We start from the raw sequence: 21008 nt of genomic DNA on the forward strand, positions 1-21008 counted from the left end.
ACTACCCGTAGCGGCTGGCAAGGTAAAGCCCCGCAGTGCGGGGCTTGGGTATACTGGCGGTGGGCGATGTCTCAGGAGTGACGCGCTTCGCGCTTTGGTAGCAGCAGGTTCATCACGATGGCGGTGATGCCACCGGTGGCGACGCCGTAGGAGAGCACGCTTCTGGCCAGTTCCGGCAGGTGTTGCAGTACCTCTGGCACCTGCGCGACCCCCAGTCCCATGGCGAGCGATACCGCCAGGATCATCAGGGCACGGCGATCCAGCTCCTCGCGGGCGATGATGCGCACCCCGGCTGCGGCGATGGTGCCGAACATCACGATAGTGGCGCCGCCCAGCACGGGCTCGGGGATCTGCTGTACCAGACTGGCGACCGCCGGGAACAGGCCGAGCAGCGCCAGCATGGCGGCGATAAAGAGCCCGACATGGCGGCTGGCCACCCCGGTCAGCTGAATAACGCCGTTATTCTGGGCGAAGGTGGACATGGGGAAGGTGGAGAAGACCGCTGCCAGCATGGAGTTGGCACCATCGGCCAGCACGCCGCCCTTGATCCGCGCCATATAGACAGGCCCTTCCAGCGGCTCGCCGGAGATATCCGAGGTGGCGGTCATGTCGCCGATTGCTTCGAGCGCCGTCACCACGAAGATGATGGCAAGCGGCACGAACAGCTGCCAGTCAAAGCCGAGGCCGTAGTGGAGCGGAATGGGCACCATCACCAGCGGACCATCGAAGGTGGGGGGGCTCACTTTGCCCAGCAGCAGCGCCGCGGCATAGCCTGCCAGCATGGCGATCATGATGGCGGAGAGGCGCAGCCAGGGGTTGCGGCTGCGTTGCAGCAACACGATGAGGCCAAGCACCAGCAGGGAGAGGAACAGGTTGGTGTGGCTGGCGAAGCTGCCATCAGAGAGGGCCGCATAGCCGCCGCCCATGCTGATCAGCCCCACCTTGATCAGGGTCAGGCCGATCAGCAGTACCACGATACCGGTGACCAGCGGGGTGATGATCCGTTTCACCAGATGGAGGAAGCGGCTCATCACAACGATGGTCAGAGCGGCGGCCAGCATGGTGCCGAACAATGTGCCCAGCAGATCTTCGGTGGGCATGGCCGCCTGTTTGAGGGCGAGACCGGAGGCAATGATGGGGCCGAGGAAGTTGAAGCTGGTGCCTTGCACCGAGAGCAGGCCGGAGCCGATGGGGCCGAAGCGGCGGGTTTGAATGAAGGAGGCGATGCCGGACATGACCAGCGACATGGAGACGATATAACGGGTGTCGGCGGCAGGGAGGCCGAGGGCATTGGCGATAATCAGGGGCGGGGTAATGATGGCGACAAACATGGCAAGCATATGCTGCAAGGCGGCGAACAGGGTCTGGGGCAGGGGCGGGACATCGTCTATGCCGTAGACCAGTTCGCTATGGGCTCGCCTGGGGGGATGTGCCTCTGGGGTGATGCGTGTGGCAGCAGCCTGTTCCATAAGTACCTCGAATTGTGTGGGGAGGGGGGAGAAAATTGGGCGCTATTGTAGTGATTGAAATGACGCTGACCAGCGCTAATTATGCGAAAAAAGGTTTATTTTTTGATGGGTTGAAACGTTTGCGCGCGGCGATTATCATCTGTCGGTTTGTGTGACCTGTCTCACGGTTTAATTTCCCCTTGCCCCCCCCCGCCTCGGTGTAGAATGAGCCCTCTGTAGTTGTGTGGAGATTCTGGTGCTGAAATTGGCGGAGTTCTGGAGTGCCAAGGTTCACTCCGAAGACTTTACTCGTACCCGCATGGGATTTATGACGGTGCGTTTGCGCCTGCTTACCTGTCTGTTGATGATCGGTTTGCCGGCCTGGGCGGTGGTGGATTGGGTCACCTTGCCCGCCATCCATTTCGAGCAGCTGTTCCAGGCCAGGATCTTCTGCACCCTGGCGTTATCGCCGCTCATTCCGCTCTCTTATCTTATTCATTTCAAACGGGAACGGATGAAGCTGGCCCTGGGCTACCTGATGGCCGTGATGATGCTCTTCTCCCTCTTCTGCCTGCACAGCTTTGGCGCAGAGCAGGAGCTGCAGGCGGGTTACGTGGCCTTTCCCTATCTGCTGATCACCCTGTTTGCCATCTTCCCCATTCCCCTCTCTCTCGGTTTGCAACTGGCGGGTGTGGTGCTGGTGACCATGCTGCTGGGACACTGGCTGTTGGTGGGCCAGAGTATCTGGAGTCAGGCCACCCTGAATCAGGTGTGGGTGCTCGGCATGTTTACCATGGCCAGCTGCTGGGTGCAGTGCGGCCAGCTCAACATGCTGCTGCGGCTCTATCGGGAATCCACTACCGACGAGCTGACCGGCATGATGAACCGCCGCTTGCTGATGAAGCAGCTGGAGCAGGCCAGAGAGAAGCTGAAAGCCAAAAAGAAGCCCTTTGCGGTGATGCTGCTCGATCTCGATCGCTTCAAGCGGATCAACGATATCTACGGCCATCTGGCGGGGGATGCGGTGCTCAAGGAGGTGGCCACCACCCTGGGCGAACAGCTGGAGCCTGACATGGTGCTGGGGCGTTATGGCGGCGAAGAGTTTGCCATCCTGATGCACAACTGCGGTGATCCGGTGCAGGTGAGCCGGGTGGCGGAGCGGCTGCGCATTGCGGTCGAGGCGCGGCTGGTGAAGAGCCCTACCTCGGATGAACTGCTGGAGGTGACGGTGAGTATCGGCATTGCCATGGCCCGTGCCGGAGACACCATCGATATTCTGATCAACCGCGCCGACGAGTGTCTCTATCAGGCCAAGATGGCGGGACGCAACTGCGTGGTGGTCGAGGGGCAGAACAGCGCAAAAACAGATGCCGCCTGAGGGCGGCATCGTGTTGGCAAGGTGCTGGTAAAATCAGGCCAGCTTGTACTTGCCGGAGAGCTGCTGGGCCAGCAACTTGAACATGTTGAAGACCGCCATGGTCTTGCCGGTCGGGGTGCCATCTTCGGCCAGGAAATACTCCCCCTTGAACACCAGAATATCCCCCTTCTGCTCCACCGAATCGGCGCGCATACCGTGGATGAAGTCTTCGTGGCTCTTGATGATCTTGTTGGCCATCTCAAGCAGGGCAGTCTCGGTGATCAGCTCTTTTTGTGGTTGCATGCTCGTCTCCTTAAACGACTACTGGACAGGGAAACCGTGGATCCCTGCCTCTGATTGAAGAGGCGCCCAGCATACTGCAAACAGGGTTTTTCTGTCATTGATATGACCCCGATTTGTGGCTGTTTATCCGATCACCAGATTCTTCAGCCAGCGGCGCTGGCGAATGCGGCGCTGCACCAGCAGCACCTTGCTGAACTCCTCCAGCAACACCACCGCCACCACCCAGGAGAGGGGCCAGCCGAGCACAGTGACGGCCACCCAGGCGAGCGGGATGCCGATGCACCACATGCCGACGATATCGATGAAGATGCTGTAGTTCACATCGCCGCCGGAGCGCAGCACCCCGATGATCCCCACCATGTTGAACACCTTGAGCAGCATCCCCAGGCACATGATGCCGAGCACTTGTCCCGCCTCTGTCATCAGCTCGGGGGGCAGGTTGCCGACCCATTGCAGCAGGTTGGCTTGCAGCAGCCAGACCGCGATCCCCACCAGTAGCGCGCCAATCGGTGCCAGCAGCAGAAACAGCTGGGAGTGTTGCCAGGCTACCTCGTACTCCTCGGCCCCGAGTCGGTGGCCGAGCAGGGTGGAGCAGGCCACCGCCAGCCCGAAGAAGAGGGAGATAAGGATGCTCTCCAGAGTGCCGAGGGTGGTCATGATGGCCAGCGAATCGGTGCCCAGATGGGCGTAGAGAAAGCCGTAAATCAGCATGCCAAACGCCCAGAGCCCGTCATGGAACAGTAGCGGCAGGGCGATCAGGGTAAAGCGCACCACTTCCTTGCGTTTGAAGGCGGCCAGCCAGTCATTTTTTCGCGGGATCAGGCGCGCCTCGTAGCGTCTCACGTAGATCAGCAGCAGGGTCGTTTGCAGCAGGCGGGAAAGGGTGGTGCCCCAGGCCGAGCCGGCTACGCCCATCGCCTCGAAGCCGAAGTGACCGAAGATGAGGGCGTAGTTGAGGATGACGTTGGCGATGATGGCGATAATGCCGATGCGGGTTGGTGCGGCGGCATTGCCGACCGAGCGCAGGGCTGACTCCAGCGGCACCACGATGGCGGTGCAGAGGATGGTGGCGCCGGTGATCATCAAAAACTGGTCGGCGAGGGCGCGCAGTGCCGGATCCTCGCTGGCAAAGCCCAGCACGCTACCCGGCGATAACACATAGATGAAGGCAAAGGGCAGGGTGACCAGCAGGGCGCCCACTATTGCCAGTGCCAGGGAGCGGCGCACCCCGGCCATCTCGCCGCGCCCGAAGTATTGTGCTGCCAATACCGAGACCCCGCCCGCGAGGCCTGCTATCACCAGCAGATTGAAAAAGAAGACCCGGTTACCCAAGCCGACCGCCGCCACTGCCGTGGTGCCAAGCTGGCTCACCATCATGATATCGATGAGGCCGAGCAGGGAGAACATCATGGACTGCAGCGAGACAGGCAGGGCCAGCCGCCACAGTCGGGTCATGAACTCGCGATCGGTGGTTTGTTTTAAAATCGCTTGCCAATAATTCATTAGTGTTAACCGGGTTTGAGAAAAGCAAGGTTTGTCATGGGTATGATAGGGGAATGTCGGGGCGTTCTCACTGTGAGTGCCTCTCGGTTTTCTTGTGCAAAACTATCCTGTTGAGGTGTTATGCCATTTACCAGCGAGTGTCTGGAGATAGCGCCAGCCTGTGAAGAGCAGATGCTGGGACGTGAAGGGCTGCCCCTGCTCGGCGAGGCGGGGATCTTCCTTAGCGGGCTTTCGAAGATCCGCGATCACTACCTGATCCGCCGCAATCGCCCCGAGTTTCACATCCTGATGGTTAGTCATGACGAAGGGGGAGCGCTGCTCACTGACGAGGGGGAGCAAGCCATTCCGGCCGGGTCGCTGATTTTCCTGCCCGCCGCCGTGCCCGGCGGTCTCAAGCTGATTGGTGAGCGCTGGCAGATCAGCTGGATTTTGCTCGATGATGTGCCGCGCTGGCAGCATCTGCACCGCCTCGGTCACCGTATCTGGCAAGGGGATGGTGGCGATCAGCTCTACCACCTGCTCAGCCTGATGCAGGGGGAGGGGGTTCGCTCCCCGCTGCAGCCCCAACTGCTCAGCCTGTTGCTGGCGCTGCTGGAGCGCACCCTGCAAGGGGAGGTGCGCGGCACCCCGGAGCTGCGGCTGCAGGCGCTCTTTCGCCGGGTGGAGGCGCGCCTGGACGAACCTTGGAGTGTCGCCCTGCTGGCCGAACAAATGGCCTGCTCCGTGCCCCATCTGCACCGGCTTTGTCAGCAGGCGTTTGGCATGGGCCCCATGGCCAAGGTAACCGAGCTCAGAATGAACAAGGCGCGCCAGCTGCTGCTCTATACCAACTGGCCACTTGGCGAGCTGGCGGCACGGGTCGGTTACAGCGATGGGGCCAACTTTGCCAACCGCTTTCGTCGTCTGACTGGTCAGACCCCGGGGGCATTTCGTCGACTCGGTCGCAAACCTTTTGCAACGGATATGCAAACTCTTTGAAATTAATGACACAAGCCCCTAGGATCGGCGGGTTCCTGCGTCTAGCTAACCGTTTAGGTACCAAGATCCATGTTTGAAGATAATAACCAGAAACGTCCCCTCTACATTCCCTATGCCGGTCCCGCCCTGCTGGAGACCCCCTTGCTCAACAAGGGCAGCGCCTTCACCAGCGAGGAGCGCAGCAACTTCAACCTCGAAGGCTTGCTGCCCCAGAATATCGAGACCATCGAGGAGCAGGCCGAGCGCGCCTATCGCCAGTTCATGGCGTTTGGCAACGACATGGACAAGCACATCTATCTGCGCAACATCCAGGATACCAACGAGACGCTGTTCTACCGTCTGCTGCACAACCACCTGACCGAGATGCTGCCGGTCATCTATACCCCGACCGTAGGCAAGGCGTGCGAAGAGTTCTCCAACATCTATCGCCGTGCCCGTGGCCTGTTTATCTCCTATCCGGACAAGGACAGGATCGATGACATGCTGCAAAACGCCACCAAGCAGAACGTCAAGGTGATCGTGGTGACCGATGGCGAGCGCATTCTGGGTCTGGGCGATCAGGGGATCGGCGGCATGGGTATCCCCATCGGTAAGCTGTCGCTCTATACCGCCTGTGGCGGCATCTCGCCCGCCTACTGCCTGCCGGTGGTACTGGATGTCGGCACCAACAACCAGCAGCTGCTGAACGACCCCTTCTATATGGGGTGGCGCAATCCGCGCATCTCCGGTGAAGAGTATGCGGAGTTCGTCGATGCCTTCATTCAGGCGGTCAAGCGCCGCTGGCCAGATATCCTGCTGCAGTTCGAGGATTTTGCCCAAAACAACGCCATGCCGCTGCTCAACCGCTACAAGAATGAGCTCTGCTGCTTCAACGACGATATTCAGGGCACTGCGGCGGTGACGCTGGGCAGCCTGATTGCAGCCTGCAAGGCCTCCGGCGCCAAACTCTCCGAGAAGCGGGTGGCTTTCCTCGGGGCAGGTAGCGCGGGCTGCGGTATTGCCGAGCAGATCGTTGCGCAAATGAAGGCCGAAGGGCTGACCGATGCACAGGCTCGTGGCCGGGTCTTTATGGTGGACCGTTTCGGTCTTATCACCGACAAGATCCCCAACCAGCTCGACTTCCAGCGCCGTCTCTCCCAGCCGGTGGAGCGGATCAAAGACTGGCCGGTGGGGGACAATATCTCCCTGCTGGAGGTGATGGAGCACGGTCGTCCGGACATCCTGATCGGGGTCTCCGGCCAGCCGGGTCTGTTCACCGAAGAGGTGGTCAAGACCATGCACAAGCACTGTGCCCGCCCTATCATCTTCCCGCTCTCCAACCCCACCTCCCGGGTCGAGGCGACACCTGCGGATTTGATCCGCTGGACCGACGGTCAGGCGCTGGTGGCCACCGGCAGTCCGTTTGCACCGGTGGAGCACAAGGGCAAGCGCTACGTCATCGCCCAGTGCAACAACTCCTTCATCTTCCCGGGGATCGGCCTTGGCGTCATCGCCTCCGGCGCCACCCGGGTGACCGACGCCATGCTGATGTCGGCCAGCCGCGCGCTGGCGGAGTGTTCGCCGCTGGTGAAAGGGGAGGAGGGTTCTCTGCTGCCGGATCTGGCGGATATCCATCAGGTCTCCCGCTACATCGCCAAGATGGTGGCCAAGACCGCCATGCTGCAGGGCAAGGCGGTGCAGACCCCGGACGAGGTGATCGATCAGGCCATCGAAGCGAACTTCTGGCATCCGGAATATCGTCGCTACCGCCGCACTTCGTTCTGATTTCTGCGGGAAGACGCAAAGCAAAAGGGATGCCTCGGCATCCCTTTTTACTGCACGTCTGACATGGTTATCGCCTCAAGATGAACTACTCGCTGGTGCCCTGTACACCGGTGACTCGCACTTCTACCCGGCGATCAGGTCCAAGGCAGTCGATCAGCGCGGCTTTGGCCTTGATGGCATCACACTGGTTGCCGGTGACCGGGTTGCTCTCGCCATTGCCCTGAATGCTCACCTTGTCGGCAGGCAGCCCCTTGCCGATCAGGAAGTCGGCGACTGTTTTTGCCCGCGCCTCGGACAGCGTCTGGTTGTTGGCATCCGAGCCGATACGGTCGGTATACCCCATCACGACCGCACTGCCATCCTTGGGCTGCACATCGACGATCTGCTGGTAGAGATCGTCCAGCGCGCTCATCCCCTCCTGCTTGAGATCTGCTTTGCCAAAGGCGAACAACACATCGGAGCTGAGGTTGAAGGTTTTATCCACCACTTCCGGTTCGGCCGGTGGCGGGGGGACCACGACCGGCGCCGGGGTGGGGGCCGCTTCTGCGGGTTGGCTGCGGTTCGGGTGGATCACCAGCTCCAGCGTCGCGGTGCTGACATCGCTGACCCAGCGCTGGGTACCGCTGTTGGCTTTGCCGTTATCCGGATCATCGCCAACGCGCACTATGTAGCGGTAGCGAGCCTGCAGATCGACCCAGTCATGGAGCCGCGCCGTCAGGCCCAAGCCTGCCAGCGGTGCCAGGTTGTCGTCCCCGCCGTTGACTGATTCGACGTGATAGATATAGCCACCGCCCTCGGCAAAGACCGAGAACATCTCGCTGAGCGGCAAGCGGCCAATCACTGACAGAGTTGCCCCCTTGCTGTTGAAATCATGGCCGCTGATATCCCAGTCTCCGGTGGAGAGATAGCCAATCTCGGCTCCCAGATTTTCCGTGAAGTTGTAGCCGCCAAACAGGGAGAGCGCAGTCGCATCCTTGCTGACATCCTGACTGAAGTCATTCAAATCGTGCGCAATGGCCCAGCCACCGCCGACCCCGGCATACCAGTCGTGAACCGGTACCGCTTGTGCGCCTGTGCTCGCCAATGCCAGTGCAATCCACACAGGTTTTACTCTTATGTTCATCGCGTATCCTCGTCGATGTTTGGTGTAGTGGGGATTTTTGTTAGTAAAACCCCACACTTATTTATAGGTGGCGGGCTGTTTTTAACCACTCGGGAGGTATGGATAGTGGCAATAAGTGAACCCATGTCACTGAAACGATGCGGGAGGGAGGAAGGTGGTCTGCGGTGAGTGACAAAAGAGCCAAAAAAAGGAGGCCAGGTGGCCTCCTTGTTATGTCGGACTGCAGGGTTACTGTTGTACTTGCTGCACGCCGGTGACGCGTACTTCTACACGGCGATCCGGCGCCAGGCAGGAGATCTGCTGAGCCTTGCCCTTGACGCTGTTGCACTGGGTGCCGGTGACCGGATTGGCTTCACCGCGACCTTCGATGGCAACTTTGCCTGCCGGCAGACCTTTACCAACCAGGAAGTCGGCCACGGTACGAGCACGGGCTTCGGAGAGTTTCTGGTTGTAGGCGTCAGAGCCGATACGGTCGGTGTAACCGACGACCACGGCGCTGCCATCTTTCGGCTGCACATCAACGATCTGCTGATACAGGGTGTTGAGCGCTGCGACACCTTCTGGCTTGAGGGTGGATTTGCCAAAGGCAAACAGCACGTCAGAGCTCAGGGCGAAGTTCTTGTCGACCAGCACCGGCTCGGGAATCGGCTCAGGTGCGGGGGCGGCAACCGGGGCAACATAAGAGGTGCGGTTCGGGTGCATCACCAGCTCCAGGGTGGCGACGCTCATGTCGCTCTCCCAGGTTTTCTGCTCGTCACCCAGATTCCACAGATAGCGGTAGCGGGCTTGCACATCAATAAGGTCGGAGATCTTGGCAGTCAGGCCCAGACCGGCTAGCGGCGCGGTACCGTTGTCGCTGTTGCCATTGCCGTTGACGTGATTGAAGTAGGCACCACCTTCAGCAAACACCGAGAAGATGTCGTTCAGTGGCAGGCGTGCAATGCCGGAGAGGGTCGCGCCCTGGGTTTTGAAGTCGGTTCCTTCAACGCCCGCTTGACCGGCATAGAGATAGCCCAGTTCCGCCGCATAGTAGTCGTTGAAGTTGTAGCCGCCGAACAGACTCAGCGCGGTGGCGTCTTTATCTGTATCCAGACCATGAACATCATCCAGATTGTGGGCATAGGCCCAACCTGCACCGATACCGGTATACCAGTCATCGGCCGCCTGTGCCGTGGTGCCTGCGGCGGCCAGCGCCAGTGCAATCAGGGTCGGAGCCATTTTGAGTTTCATCGGTTTATCCTCGTTGTGTTAGCCCGGGTCGGGCAATGCACTTGTTTTTATTGCTGCGAAAAATCGCCAGCAAAGTGGATAGCGAAGGCTTTGGACTCTCATGATGCAGTGGCGTCATGGACAACAGACCGGACAAGAAGCGCTTTTTAGTGCTTATCCAATACCTTACAGGCGCAACTACTTTATGCTTTCGGGGCGGGGCAGGCAAGCGCAGGGAGGGGGAACTGAGGGATACAAGCGAGAATGAGACAAACAAAAAGGGATGCCGCAGCATCCCTTTCTTTTTCGCACTATCTGAACAGGGTCAGATTATTGCTGAACTTCTTGTACGCCAGATACGCGAACTTCTACGCGACGATCCGGAGCCAGGCAGGAGATCAGTTGAGCTTTAGCGGTTACGCCGTTGCACTTGGTGCCGGTAACCGGGTTGGCTTCGCCACGACCTTCGATGGCAACCTTGCTGGCAGCCATACCTTTGCTTACCAGGAAGTTGGCAACGGTACGGGCACGGGCTTCAGACAGCTTCTGGTTGTAAGCGTCGGAACCGATACGGTCGGTGTAACCAACAACAACAGCGTTGCCATCTTTCGGCTGGAATTCAACGATTTGCTGATAGAGGCCGTTCAGGGCTGCAACGCCTTCCGGCTTCAGGGTGTCTTTGCCGAAGGCAAACAGCACGTCTGAGTTCAGGGCGAAGTTCTTCTCTACCACTTGCGGAGCCGGAGCCGGGGCTTCTTCAACAACCGGAGCAGCTACCGGAGCTACGTAGGAAGTACGGAACGGGTGGTATACCGCTTCCAGAGTCGCAACACTCTGGTTGGACTTGTAGTGGAAACCATCGTCATTCAGGTCAGCCACGTCCCACATGTAGCGGTAGCGAGCTTGCAGATCCAGCGCGTCACTTACTTTGTAAGTCACACCGGCACCGACCAGCGGGGAAACTTTAGTGTCGCTGATGCCCAGACCGTCGGTGTGAGCCCAGTAGGCGCCGCCTTCAGCGAACAGGGAGAAGTCGTTGCCAACCGGCAGACGAGCGATACCGGACAGGGTGGCACCCTGGTTCTCGTAACGCTCACCTTCGATGTTGCCACGACCGGCATACTGGTAGCCAAACTCGGTACCGAAGTTTTCGGTGAAGTTGTAACCTACGAAGGCGTTGGCTGCAGCAGCATCTTCAGTACCTTCGTAACCGCCGCCATCGATCTTGTTCAGACCGTTGAAGTGAGCAGCACCGACACCGGCACCGAAGTAGATGTCGTCAGCGGCGTGAGCAGCGGTAGCACCCAGAGCAGCCATGGCGATGGCGATCATGGAAGGAGCCATTTTCATCATAAAAAAATCCTCGTTGAGATCGCACGTTATTCACGTGCTTCACACTTTTTAATTTATGTAAGCTGCAGGCTCCGCCGTACGGCTGGCGTCGAGTCTGGCAGATGACCCGGCAAAACCGGGTTGCACACTCTCCTGGTGTGTCGAGTGCGCTGGCATGGCACGCAATGCGTGAGAAACCACTGCCAGGCAACTGATGTCATTCCGATGACGAGGCGCACTCTATGCCGATTTTAAAACATGATCAAGCTCACAAATGAGCCTTATGGCAAATTGTGTCGTGTCGTTAAATGGCTGTTTATCCAGATTAATTAGTGATCCAGATAGGCCCTGTGCAGTTTCTTTTCAAGTTTCATATAGGCCTGAACCCAGTCGGAATGCGGGTTGGCAGGATTTGCTCTGGCAGCAAAGACCGCGAGGTAATCTGCCTCGGTTGCATGCTCCAACAGGGGGGTAAATGTCATCAAGAAATGTCGGGCCAGATAGGGGTCAAGGGGCCAGATATTGAGGATGGCCCGCGCCACAGGCTGAACCGCAGCTGAACAGATGAAATGGCGGTGTCCGGCGTCCAGCCAGTCAGCCATCTTGCACAAGCCGGATTCGGGTACCAGACCGCCATCGCCCAGTGTCGTGGCCAGGGTAATGGTCTGCCCGTTTACCGTGATGAGCTGCGTATTGTTATGCAGGGTGCCGTCGTGGCTGCGCAGGGCCAGACCCGCGGCTTCCTGTTCAAGAAACAGGCTGCAGCTGTCCGGCAGGGCGGCCAGGATCTCGCTGGCATGGCTGTGCATCGATGCCGGAAGCCAGAATGCTTCGGCGCGATATTGTTCACCTTGCAGGCGCTGTTGCGCCAGTTCTGCAGGGCTGGAAACGGGGTGCAGGCGAGAGATAATGCCGGGAAACGCCATACTTATTCCTCTTATTGGGTAGCCGGCGAATTATACGAGTTATTCTGGCGGCAACAATAAAGGTTTCTTTTCGAGACTGTTTACCTGAGACGGCTGAGCGATTACCATCCCCGATGAAAGTAAGGGTTGTCGCCGAAAGGCGCTCATAAAGATAGAGGCTCGACCATAACGAGTCCGTACAAAACTGATACACTTGACTACGAGTCGTCGCGAAAAATAAAGGCGGAGTAAATCCGCCGAACGGAGTATGGAACATTATGAATTCAAATATCGTCACTGTTGGCAAGAAGATCCGTCAGATCCGTGAAGCGGTCGGTTTGAGCCGTCCGAAGTTTGCAGATTTGCTCGGTGTTCCTCCCACCACACTGAAAAACTACGAGCTGGGTTACCGTGAAGTCGGGGGCGCCTTCCTGGTTGCCCTGGCGCACCACCCGGATCTGCACAAGTTCACCCTCTGGCTGCTGGCAGACAAAAAAGTCGCCGAAATCGGTCAGATTGGACCGGATGATCTCGCCAAGGTGTGATCATCGATGTGAATAGAAATGCCGCCTTCGGGCGGTATTTTTTTGCCTGCAAATCAGAGCCCTGGTTGCCGCTTTTTTCTTATCTGTGCTCTATATAGGGCTTTTGCTCAAAACATCTTGGCAAACCACCATAAACCTCAGAAAATTCCGACCCTCAAAACCCGGTTCATCTCGCATGATGCGAAATAAGTGAGACAAGCATGAGTCAAACCTCCCCCAAGGCCCGCGACGGCTTTACCAGTAAGTTCGGCGTCCTTGCCGCCACCCTTGGTTCAGCCGTCGGCCTCGGCAATATCTGGAAATTCCCCTACCTGACCGGTGAAAACGGTGGTGCCGGCTTTCTGCTGGTCTATGTGATCGCCACCCTGCTGGTCGGTTTACCGGTGATGATTTCCGAGATCATGCTGGGCCGCAAAAGCAAAACCGATGCGGTCACCACCCTGAGCAATCTCGCTCCGAAAGGGCAACCCTGGTGGCTGATTGCGGTGATGGGGGTGCTGGCGGCCTTCCTGATCATGTCCTTCTACTCGGAAGTGGCGGCCTGGGTGTTTGCCTACATCTTCAAGGCGATCGACGGCTCCATTCTCTCCACCGATCCCGAGGTGACCGGTGCGGCATTTGGCGCGCTGATCAGCAACCCGCTGCAGAGCCTGCTGTGGCAGTGGCTGGTGCTGGCCCTGATGGGGGGCATCCTGCTGATGGGGGTCTCCAAGGGGATCGAAGCGGTTACCAAGAAGCTGATGCCGGTGCTCTTTATCCTGCTGCTGGTGATCGGTATTCGCAGTCTGACGCTGCCGGGGGCGAGCGAAGGTCTCTCCTTCCTCTTCTCGCCAGATTTCTCCAAGATCACCGGGGCCGTGGTGCTGACCGCCATGGGGCTGGCCTTCTTTAAGCTCTCCATCGGCATGGGCTGCATGATGACCTACGGCAGCTACTTCCGTGATGACCAGAACATTCCGCTCACCGCTTTTCGGGTGATGTGCGCCGACCTGTTCGTCTCCATGCTGGCCGGTATCGCCATCTTCCCGGCGGTGTTTGCCTTCGGGTTCGAGCCGACCGCCGGCCCGTCGCTGCTGTTCATCACCATTCCGGCGGTGTTTGCCAGCATCCCGTTTGGCCATGTTTTCATGGTGCTCTTCTTCGTGCTGTCGGCCATCGCGGCCACCGGCGCCATGCTCTCCATTCTGGAAGTGCCGGTCTCGGTGCTCTCCGAGCGCTTCAAGATGAGCCGCCCCAAGGCGACCCTGATCAACCTGCTGGTGCTGGGTGTGGTGGGCTCCACCTGCGCGCTCTCCAACAGCGCCATGGCGGATGTGCAGATTGCGGGCAAGACCTTCTTCGATCTGTTCGACTACCTCTCCTCCAACATCCTGATGCCGCTCGGCGGTATCTTCCTCTGCCTGTTTGTGGGCTGGGTATGGGGCGAGGAGAAGATGCGCGATGCCCTGACCAATGGCGGCGAGCTGGTTCTGCCCATTCTCAAGCCACTGTTCTTCATCATCCGCTATGTCTCACCGCTGCTGATCCTGATCGTGATGCTCAAAGGGCTGGGGCTGTTCTAAGCCGAGGGTTTTGTCATAGCAAAAGAGCGCCGCAAGGCGCTCTTTTTGTTGGTGTCGGCAAAGATGGCGGAGTTACAACAAGCCAAGACGAGACAGTTCATCCTTGAGTTGATCGAGGTTGCGCTCGACGCAGGCTTCCCCCTCGTTGATGGCGTCGCTGGCGCGATGAAAATCCATGATGGAGAAGCTGCCAAGGCGCGGGCAGAGCTGGATCTCCGGCGGGTCGCCCGCCATCCGGGCGCGGGTAATGCGCTCCTGCATGATGTTGATGGAGCCGCTCATCACGCTCCACAGACCCGGGGTGGCTGGCGCGGATTCACCGCGATTGAGCCACTGGCTGAGCAGGCCCATGCTGCCCGGTTGATCCGGCTCGTCGGTCCAGGGCTGGTGCAAGTCGGTGTTGAGGTTGACGGCGATCACCACCTCGGCTCCCATGGCGCGGGCCAGCGAGATGGGCACCGGATTGACCACGGCGCCATCGACCAGCCAGCGGTCGTTGACCAGGGTCGGCGTGAGGATCCCCGGCATGCCACAGGAGGCGCGTACCGACTGGCGTAGCGGCCCCTGTTGCAGCCAGATTTCGCGGCCGGTATCGAGTTCGGTGGCGACACAGGCGAAGGGGATGGGCAGGCTCTCCAGCTCAGGATTGCCCAGGTGGTTGGCGGCGAGGCCAAACACCTTCTCGCCACGAAACAGACCGCCGGAGAGGGCCGGGTCGAGCAGGCTGACCACCTGCAGACGGGTAAAGCCGCGCACCCAGGTTTCCAGCCGGTCCAGCTCACCGGCGGCATAGGCGGCGCCAACAAAGCTGCCGATGGAGCAGCCTGCGATGAGGTCGGGCTTGATGCCCAGTCGTTCAAGGGCGCGGATGACGCCGATATGGGCCCATCCTCTGGCGGCACCGCTCCCGAGAGCGAGCCCTACGCGGGGTTTACGTGGCACGACGTTCCTCCAAAAAGGGGTTGGAGCGACCAGCTTACTCCGCAAGTCAGGATGCGTCACCCTGCCATCTTTCGCTGCGGTTGCGCCCGTTGGCTTTGGCCTGATAGAGCGCCACATCGGCACGGCGCACCGCTTCATGGAGCGGGATCCCCGCCTCGTGGGGGTGATAGCCGAGACTGATGGTGACCACCAGCCCGGGCTCGATGGCGGCCCAGTGATGATCGGCTACGGCGAGTCGGATTTGCTCCGCCAGCTCGCCGAGGCGGGAGGCATCACTGTGGCCAATCAGCAGCAGAAACTCCTCGCCACCCCAGCGGATCAATTTGTCCGACGGGCCGAGCTGCTGCTGGCAGAGCTGCACCAGCCGGGTCAGCACCATATCGCCGACGGCATGGCCGAAGGTGTCGTTGACCCGTTTGAAGTGATCCGCATCGAACATCAGGATCCCGGCTTGCAGTCGCGCCAGCTCGCCCCCCTGATCCAGACGCTCCAGATAGTGGCGATTGAAGGCACCGGTGAGGGCATCGTGACAGGAGAGGTAGTTGAGTCGCAGGTTGAGACGGTGGGACCTCAGGTTTGAGAGGGCCGCCAGCAGCATAAAGAGGATAGCGAGCAGGGTCGGTGCGGATTGGCAGAGCATGGCCCACGCCAGCGGTAGCAGGGTGACGTTGTGTACCAGTCGCAACGGGGTATCGGGGATCGCCATCGTCAGTTGCAATCGCCCCTGTCGCCAGCGGTACTCACCGGTGGGCGCGGGGTCCTGCGGGATCACCGGTTGGCGCGCACTGCTGGCCAGCACCTGATGATACTGATTGAGCAGCAGATACTCCCCCAACGCCGGCGTCAGCTGATTGAGCTGCTGTTGCAGGCGGGCGAGCAGCACATCCATGCTGATCATCCCTACCAGGGTGCCGTCCTTGTAGAGGGGTTGCGACATGGTGATCATGGTGCCGAGTCCGAGAAAGTCTTCGTAAGGGCGGGAGAGAACCGTTCCCTTGTCCGGCGTGCGGGTCGTCAGCGCATCTTGCCAGAAGTACTTCTGGTAAAGGGCAGGGTAGAAGCGAAACCGGCTGGAGGGCTGCCAGGGGTAGAGGTAGATAAAGTTGTCCACCCCGATGAAGTAGACCCAGGCGATCTCTTTGGCCAGGTGTTCGCTGGCGGTGGCCAGCAGCGGGGAGAGGCTCAGGGCCAGATGTATGCGCGCCTCCCGCTCGCTGCCCGGTGGCGGCAGTGGCCCCGTACCGGTGAGGTTGCCTGCCAGCCCTGCGGGCAGGTTTGCGGGGAGCGTGTCCAGCGCCAGCCCATCCGGCAGTGCCTCGATGTGGCCATAGAGTTGGCGGGTCAGCACCGACTGGGGGTCGCTGCGCAGTCGCTCCTCGGCCTGACCGCGCATCGCCTCCAGAAAGACCTCAATCTGCTTGAACTGATCCCGCAGGTAGATGGCGCTGTTGAGGGTATCGCTCTGGTAGAGGCGTTCTATCTGTTTCAGGCTTTGCCGCAGGGTCAGACCAACCAGCAGGATGACCAGAGCAAACAGCAGCCAGGTCAGGCGGGTGAGAAAAGGGGTGGCTGACACATTGGGCATAGGCAACGATCGGACATGGAAAAGAGAGTGTCGTGAGTGTAAGCGAAGAGGGTGGGAAAAGAATCGAACCGTGCCAAATGGAGTGATCTTGCCCCCTTCCTGTTACGTTTTGTCACATTTATACATAGTCACGGCATAGTCTGGGGCTAAAATGGCCCCAATCTGGATTTACCCTCTCACTCTTCATGGACTGTTCGATGAAAATGCGTATCTGGCTCGGCTTGGGCCTTCTTCTAATCGTGGTTGCCGGCGTCTGGGCGCTGCGTCACAGCGAACCCGCCGCCAAAGCACCGACCAGACAGGTCAATATCCGCACTCAAACCGTCAAACAGAGTCTGGCCGAGCCGACCCTCAAGCTGGTGGGCAAGCTGGCGGCCAATCGCTCCGTTATCATCAGCCCCGAAGTGACCGGCCGCATCGTCAAGATTGCGGTGCAGTCGGGCCAGAGCGTGACGAAGGGGGAGACCCTGATCGCGCTGGATGCGGGCAAGCAGCAGGCGGAGCTGGCCGAGCAGAGCGCCAGTCTGCGCGACGAGAACCGCAAGCTGAGTGATATGCGCAAGCTGGTGGCCCGTGGCGCCGTGACCCAATCCGAGCTGGAAGGGCAGGAGGCCACCGTGGCCCAGGTGCAGGCGCGCCTCGATGCTGCCCGCTACGAGCTCTCCCTGCGTACCTTGCAGGCACCCTTTGCCGGTACCGTGAGCCTGATTGATCTGAGCGAAGGGGCGCTGGTCAACAGCGGCGATACCCTGCTGCATCTCGATGAACTCGACAAACTGCGCCTCGATCTGGCGGTGCCGGAGCGTTACCTCTCCCTGCTGCGCCCGGGCATGGCGGTCACCGCCACCAGTACTGCCTGGCCGGATCAGCAATTTAACGGCACCCTCACCACCCTCGACAGCCGCGTCTCCAACGATACCCAGAACATCAAGGCGCGGGTGATGATCCCCAATGGCAACGGCCAGTTGCGCCCGGGCATGCTGCTCAATGTAGAGCTGGCGCTGCCTGCCCAGCAGCTCACCCTGATCCCCGCCCAGTCGGTGGAGTACGCCGGTGAGCAGCGCTTTGTTTACCGTCTCGAGGCCGATGGTCGGGTCAAGCGGGTGCCTGTGGTGCTCGGCGAGACCGAAGGGGAGACCGTCTGGGTCACCGAGGGGCTGAAGGTCGGCGATCGCATCGTGGTCGAGGGGCTGGTCAATCTGCGTGATGGGGTGCAGGTGCGCGATCTGGCCGAGGTGAACGGCTGATGTGGCTCTCCGATATCTCAGTACGCCGCCCGCTGGTGGCGGTGGTGCTCAGCGCCCTGCTCACCGTGTTTGGTCTGGTCGCGTTCAGCAAATTGACGGTGCGGGAGATGCCCGATGTGCAGATCCCGTCGGTTTCCATCAGCACCACCTATGAGGGGGCGGCCCCCTCGGTGATGGAGAGTCAGGTCACCAAGCCCATCGAGGATCAGCTCTCCGGCATCAGCGGCATCAAGAACATCAACTCCATGACCCGCAAGGGGCGCTCGATGATCACCGTCGAGTTCAAGCTCGGCTGGAACATGGTGGAGGGGATCTCCGATGTGCGCGATGCTCTTTCTCGCGCCCGACCACGGCTGCCCGATGATGTGGACGAGCCGCTGGTGACCAAGGACAGCGGCAACGGCGATGTGGCGATCTGGCTCAACTTCAGCAGCAGCCAGATGGATCGCACCGCCATGACAGACTACGCCAACCGCGTGCTGGTCGACCCCCTGAGTCTGGTGGACGGGGTGAGCGAAGTGGCGCTCTCCGGCGATCTGACCCAGGTGATGTATGTGCGGCTGCGCCCTGCCGACATGGCGGCCCGTGGCATCACGGTGAGCGATGTGGAAGATGCCCTCAAGCGGGAGAACATCGAGCTGCCGGGGGGCGAGATCCGCAACAACTCCATGACCATGGCGGTGCAGATCGCCCGGCTTTACCACACCGCGGAAGATTTCCAGCAACTGCAAGTCACCACAGCCGCCAACGGCCAGAGCGTCTATCTGGCCGATATCGCCGACGTGGAGGTGGGGGCCAAGAACGAAGACAGCGCCTATCAGCGCAACGGCAAAGAGAGTCTGGGTATCGGCATCGTCGCCCAGTCCACCGCCAACCCGCTGGCGGTGGCGCAAGGGATCGAGAAGAAACTTGGCGAGATGCAGCGCTTCCTGCCGGAGGGGGCCAAGCTCGAGGTGGATTACGACTCCACCATCTTTATCAAGCAGGCCATCGACGAGGTGTACGAGACCCTGGCCATCTGCGCCGTGCTGGTGGTGGCTGTGCTCTATCTGTTCCTCGGGCAGGGGCGCACCACGCTTATTCCGGCCATTACGGTGCCGGTGTCGCTGATCTCTGCCTTTATCGGCGCCTGGTATTTCGGCTTTTCCATCAACCTCATCACCTTGCTGGCCCTTATACTCGCCATCGGTCTGGTGGTGGATGACGCCATCGTGGTGGTGGAGAACATCCACCACCATCTGCAGCGGGGCGAACCGCCGCTGCTGGCCGCCTGGCACGGCACCCGCGAGGTGGGCTTTGCGGTGATCGCCACCACCGCCGTGCTGGTGATGGTGTTTGTCCCCATCGCCTTTATGGATGGCATGGTGGGGCGGCTCTTTACCGAGTTTGCCATCCTGCTCTCGCTTGCGGTGCTCTGCTCCTCGCTGGTGGCGCTGACCCTGACCCCGGCCATGGGCTCCTGGCTGATGCGCCCGCTCGATAAACCGAACCGACTCACCGCCGGGCTCGATCGCGGGCTGGGCTGGCTGGAGGGGCACTATCGCCACCTGCTGGCGTGGGTGCTGCGTCGCTCCCGCTGGACGCCGCTGGTGCTGCTGCTCTGTCTGGGCGGTATCGGGGCCCTGTTTACCCAGCTGCCGACCAGCCTCACCCCGACCGAGGATCGCGGCGTCATCTATGTCTTCGTCAAGGGCGCAGAGGGGACCAGTATCGAGCGGATGAAGCGCAACATGCAGCAGGTGGAGTCCGCCATTATGCCGATGCTGGGCAAAGGGGTGGTGCAGGCGCTGAGCTTCAGCACTCCCGCCTTTGGCCGTGGCGGCGATCAGACCGGTATGGTGATCATCCAGCTCACCGACTGGGCCGATCGCGACGTCACTGCCACCGAGTTCTCCCGCTCGCTGGGTGCCAAGCTCTCCGGCATTCCCGATGTGATGATCCGCACCTTCCAGCCCGGCTTCCGGGGTGGCTCCACCGCGCCGGTGCAGTTCGTGCTGCAGGGTAACGACTATGCCGAGCTCTACCAGCAGGGGTTGGCGTTGCAACAGGCGGCGCAGGGTAGCGGCCTGATGCTGAGCCCGGATCTCGACTACGCCGAGAAGACCCCCGAGCTGCAGGTGACCATCAATCGTGACAGCGCCAGCCAGCTCGGCATTCCGGTCTCCACCGTCGCCAACAGCTTGCAGACCCTGCTGGGCGGGGCGAGCAAGACCACCTATGTGGACAGGGGCGAGGAGTATGATGTCTACCTGCGTGGCAACCAGACCGAGTTCAACGGTATCTCGGATCTCGGCCGCATCTACCTGAAGGCGGCCAACGGCGAGATGGTCAGTCTCTCGACCCTGGCCACCGTCAAACAGGTGGCGACTGCCAACCGCCTCAACCACTACCAGCGGCAAAAGGCGATCACCCTGACTGCCGACGTGCACCCCGACCATACCCTCGGCGAAGCCCTCGATTTCCTTGATGGCTGGGCCAACGCCAACCTGCCCACCGGCATGACGGTGGATTACGCCGGTGATTCCAAGGATTACCGCGACAATCAGGGGGAGATGGTGCTGGTGTTCGGCCTCGCCCTGCTGGTGGTCTATCTGGTGCTGGTGGCCCAGTTCGAGAGCACCCTGACCCCGGCGGTGGTGATGGTGACGGTGCCGCTCGGCATCTTCGGTGGCCTGCTCGGCCTCTGGCTGACGGGGCAGGAGATGAGCATCTACAGCCAGATCGGGATGATCATGCTGATCGGCATGGTGACCAAGAACGGCATCCTTATCGTCGAGTTCATCAACCAGCTGCGTCAGCGCGGGGAAGGGTTCGAGGAGGCGATCATCGCAGGCTCGGTGCGCCGTCTGCGCCCCATCCTGATGACCTCGCTCACTGCCATTATCGGCGCTGTGCCGCTGATGCTCTCCATGGGGGCGGGCTACGAGAGCCGGATGGCGGTGGGGACCGTGGTGTTCTTCGGGTTGTCGCTGGCGACCCTGGTCACCCTGCTGGTGGTGCCCGCCATCTACCATCTGCTGGCGCGTCACGCTGGCATGACAGGGGCGCGGGATCAACAGGTAGACGAAGCGCTGGCCGCCAAGGGGGCAGGGGAGTCGCACCCTCCGGCGCTCTGACCAGCATCCTGACTTGAACCCAAGCGGGGGCCAGTTATCAGCCTCCCTCATCACAAGGGCGCCTGCGGGCGCCCTTGCTATTGCTGGCG

At 60.4% G+C, this 21008-nt stretch carries 16 protein-coding genes; 7 read left to right on the top strand and 9 right to left on the bottom strand.

All coding sequences use genetic code 11. The annotated features are described in order from the left end of the window. Positions 1 to 71 precede the first annotated feature (71 nt). The gene (locus I6G90_RS00330) at positions 72 to 1469 is read right to left on the bottom strand and encodes a nucleobase:cation symporter-2 family protein (RefSeq protein WP_042058876.1); all 1398 of its coding nucleotides are present in this window, start codon (positions 1467 to 1469) and stop codon (positions 72 to 74) included. A gap of 235 nt (positions 1470 to 1704) precedes the next feature. On the opposite strand from I6G90_RS00330, the gene I6G90_RS00335 reads away from it, so the two are divergent. Next, complete coding sequence (locus I6G90_RS00335; protein WP_182970608.1) at positions 1705 to 2826, top strand: GGDEF domain-containing protein; 1122 nt, start codon at positions 1705 to 1707, stop codon at positions 2824 to 2826. A gap of 33 nt (positions 2827 to 2859) precedes the next feature. On the opposite strand, the gene I6G90_RS00340 is transcribed toward I6G90_RS00335, so the two are convergent. Next, the gene (locus I6G90_RS00340; protein WP_042058875.1) at positions 2860 to 3108 is read right to left on the bottom strand and encodes a YciN family protein; all 249 of its coding nucleotides are present in this window, start codon (positions 3106 to 3108) and stop codon (positions 2860 to 2862) included. A gap of 123 nt (positions 3109 to 3231) precedes the next feature. After that, positions 3232 to 4611, bottom strand: coding sequence for an MATE family efflux transporter (locus tag I6G90_RS00345; RefSeq protein ID WP_182933703.1), 1380 nt, complete (start codon positions 4609 to 4611; stop codon positions 3232 to 3234). A 120-nt stretch (positions 4612 to 4731) separates the two neighbouring features. Between I6G90_RS00345 and I6G90_RS00350 the strand changes: the two genes are divergently transcribed. After that, a complete protein-coding gene (locus I6G90_RS00350; protein ID WP_197929169.1) occupies positions 4732 to 5589 on the top strand; it encodes a helix-turn-helix transcriptional regulator in 858 nt (285 codons plus the stop codon). 69 nt (positions 5590 to 5658) lie between these two features. After that, the gene (locus I6G90_RS00355; RefSeq protein ID WP_042058867.1) at positions 5659 to 7353 is read left to right on the top strand and encodes an NAD-dependent malic enzyme; all 1695 of its coding nucleotides are present in this window, start codon (positions 5659 to 5661) and stop codon (positions 7351 to 7353) included. An 85-nt stretch (positions 7354 to 7438) separates the two neighbouring features. Here I6G90_RS00355 and I6G90_RS00360 read toward each other — a convergent pair whose 3' ends face one another. The 4 genes from I6G90_RS00360 to I6G90_RS00375 all read right to left on the bottom strand — a co-directional run bounded on the left by I6G90_RS00360 (position 7439) and on the right by I6G90_RS00375 (position 11943). Then, positions 7439 to 8476, bottom strand: coding sequence for an OmpA family protein (locus I6G90_RS00360; protein ID WP_111805445.1), 1038 nt, complete (start codon positions 8474 to 8476; stop codon positions 7439 to 7441). 228 nt (positions 8477 to 8704) lie between these two features. Continuing rightward, positions 8705 to 9706, bottom strand: a complete 1002-nt coding sequence (gene ompA / locus I6G90_RS00365) for a porin OmpA (protein WP_197929171.1) — start codon at positions 9704 to 9706, stop codon at positions 8705 to 8707. A gap of 309 nt (positions 9707 to 10015) precedes the next feature. After that, positions 10016 to 11038 carry an OmpA family protein gene (locus tag I6G90_RS00370; protein WP_197929173.1) on the bottom strand — a complete coding sequence of 341 codons (1023 nt, stop codon included), beginning with the start codon at positions 11036 to 11038 and terminating at the stop codon, positions 10016 to 10018. A 308-nt stretch (positions 11039 to 11346) separates the two neighbouring features. Beyond that, a complete protein-coding gene (locus tag I6G90_RS00375; RefSeq protein WP_197929175.1) occupies positions 11347 to 11943 on the bottom strand; it encodes a hypothetical protein in 597 nt (198 codons plus the stop codon). A gap of 257 nt (positions 11944 to 12200) precedes the next feature. Between I6G90_RS00375 and I6G90_RS00380 the strand changes: the two genes are divergently transcribed. Then, positions 12201 to 12467, top strand: coding sequence for a helix-turn-helix domain-containing protein (locus I6G90_RS00380; RefSeq protein WP_040094449.1), 267 nt, complete (start codon positions 12201 to 12203; stop codon positions 12465 to 12467). A gap of 200 nt (positions 12468 to 12667) precedes the next feature. Beyond that, a complete protein-coding gene (locus I6G90_RS00385) occupies positions 12668 to 14029 on the top strand; it encodes a sodium-dependent transporter (RefSeq protein ID WP_042063612.1) in 1362 nt (453 codons plus the stop codon). Between the two features lie 72 nt (positions 14030 to 14101). On the opposite strand, the gene I6G90_RS00390 is transcribed toward I6G90_RS00385, so the two are convergent. Both I6G90_RS00390 and I6G90_RS00395 read right to left on the bottom strand, forming a co-directional pair. Beyond that, on the bottom strand, positions 14102 to 14971 hold the full coding sequence (locus tag I6G90_RS00390; protein WP_197929177.1) for a patatin-like phospholipase family protein: 870 nt from the start codon (positions 14969 to 14971) through the stop codon (positions 14102 to 14104). A gap of 46 nt (positions 14972 to 15017) precedes the next feature. Then, positions 15018 to 16556 carry a sensor domain-containing diguanylate cyclase gene (locus I6G90_RS00395; RefSeq protein WP_197929179.1) on the bottom strand — a complete coding sequence of 513 codons (1539 nt, stop codon included), beginning with the start codon at positions 16554 to 16556 and terminating at the stop codon, positions 15018 to 15020. Positions 16557 to 16753: 197 nt separating this feature from the next. Here I6G90_RS00395 and I6G90_RS00400 point away from each other — a divergent pair, with 197 nt between their 5' ends. After that, the gene (locus I6G90_RS00400; RefSeq protein ID WP_197929181.1) at positions 16754 to 17803 is read left to right on the top strand and encodes an efflux RND transporter periplasmic adaptor subunit; all 1050 of its coding nucleotides are present in this window, start codon (positions 16754 to 16756) and stop codon (positions 17801 to 17803) included. Further along, positions 17803 to 20919 (top strand): efflux RND transporter permease subunit, encoded by a 3117-nt coding sequence (locus I6G90_RS00405; protein WP_197929183.1) that lies wholly within the window; start codon positions 17803 to 17805, stop codon positions 20917 to 20919. Before I6G90_RS00400 ends, I6G90_RS00405 begins: the two co-directional genes overlap by 1 nt. Positions 20920 to 21008 lie beyond the last annotated feature (89 nt).

This window comes from Aeromonas allosaccharophila, assembly GCF_016026615.1.
GTDB lineage: Bacteria > Pseudomonadota > Gammaproteobacteria > Enterobacterales > Aeromonadaceae > Aeromonas > Aeromonas allosaccharophila.

Excerpts from the sequence above, each read along its gene's own strand:
- I6G90_RS00330 (WP_042058876.1), bottom strand. The coding sequence starts at position 1,469 with ATGGAACAGGCTGCTGCCACACGCATCACCCCAGAGGCACATCCCCCC.
- I6G90_RS00340 (WP_042058875.1), bottom strand. The coding sequence starts at position 3,108 with ATGCAACCACAAAAAGAGCTGATCACCGAGACTGCCCTGCTTGAGATG.
- I6G90_RS00345 (WP_182933703.1), bottom strand. The coding sequence starts at position 4,611 with ATGAATTATTGGCAAGCGATTTTAAAACAAACCACCGATCGCGAGTTC.
- I6G90_RS00350 (WP_197929169.1), top strand. The coding sequence starts at position 4,732 with ATGCCATTTACCAGCGAGTGTCTGGAGATAGCGCCAGCCTGTGAAGAG.
- I6G90_RS00355 (WP_042058867.1), top strand. The coding sequence starts at position 5,659 with ATGTTTGAAGATAATAACCAGAAACGTCCCCTCTACATTCCCTATGCC.
- I6G90_RS00360 (WP_111805445.1), bottom strand. The coding sequence starts at position 8,476 with ATGAACATAAGAGTAAAACCTGTGTGGATTGCACTGGCATTGGCGAGC.
- ompA (WP_197929171.1), bottom strand. The coding sequence starts at position 9,706 with ATGAAACTCAAAATGGCTCCGACCCTGATTGCACTGGCGCTGGCCGCC.
- I6G90_RS00370 (WP_197929173.1), bottom strand. The coding sequence starts at position 11,038 with ATGATGAAAATGGCTCCTTCCATGATCGCCATCGCCATGGCTGCTCTG.
- I6G90_RS00375 (WP_197929175.1), bottom strand. The coding sequence starts at position 11,943 with ATGGCGTTTCCCGGCATTATCTCTCGCCTGCACCCCGTTTCCAGCCCT.
- I6G90_RS00380 (WP_040094449.1), top strand. The coding sequence starts at position 12,201 with ATGAATTCAAATATCGTCACTGTTGGCAAGAAGATCCGTCAGATCCGT.
- I6G90_RS00385 (WP_042063612.1), top strand. The coding sequence starts at position 12,668 with ATGAGTCAAACCTCCCCCAAGGCCCGCGACGGCTTTACCAGTAAGTTC.
- I6G90_RS00395 (WP_197929179.1), bottom strand. The coding sequence starts at position 16,556 with ATGCCCAATGTGTCAGCCACCCCTTTTCTCACCCGCCTGACCTGGCTG.
- I6G90_RS00400 (WP_197929181.1), top strand. The coding sequence starts at position 16,754 with ATGAAAATGCGTATCTGGCTCGGCTTGGGCCTTCTTCTAATCGTGGTT.
- I6G90_RS00405 (WP_197929183.1), top strand. The coding sequence starts at position 17,803 with ATGTGGCTCTCCGATATCTCAGTACGCCGCCCGCTGGTGGCGGTGGTG.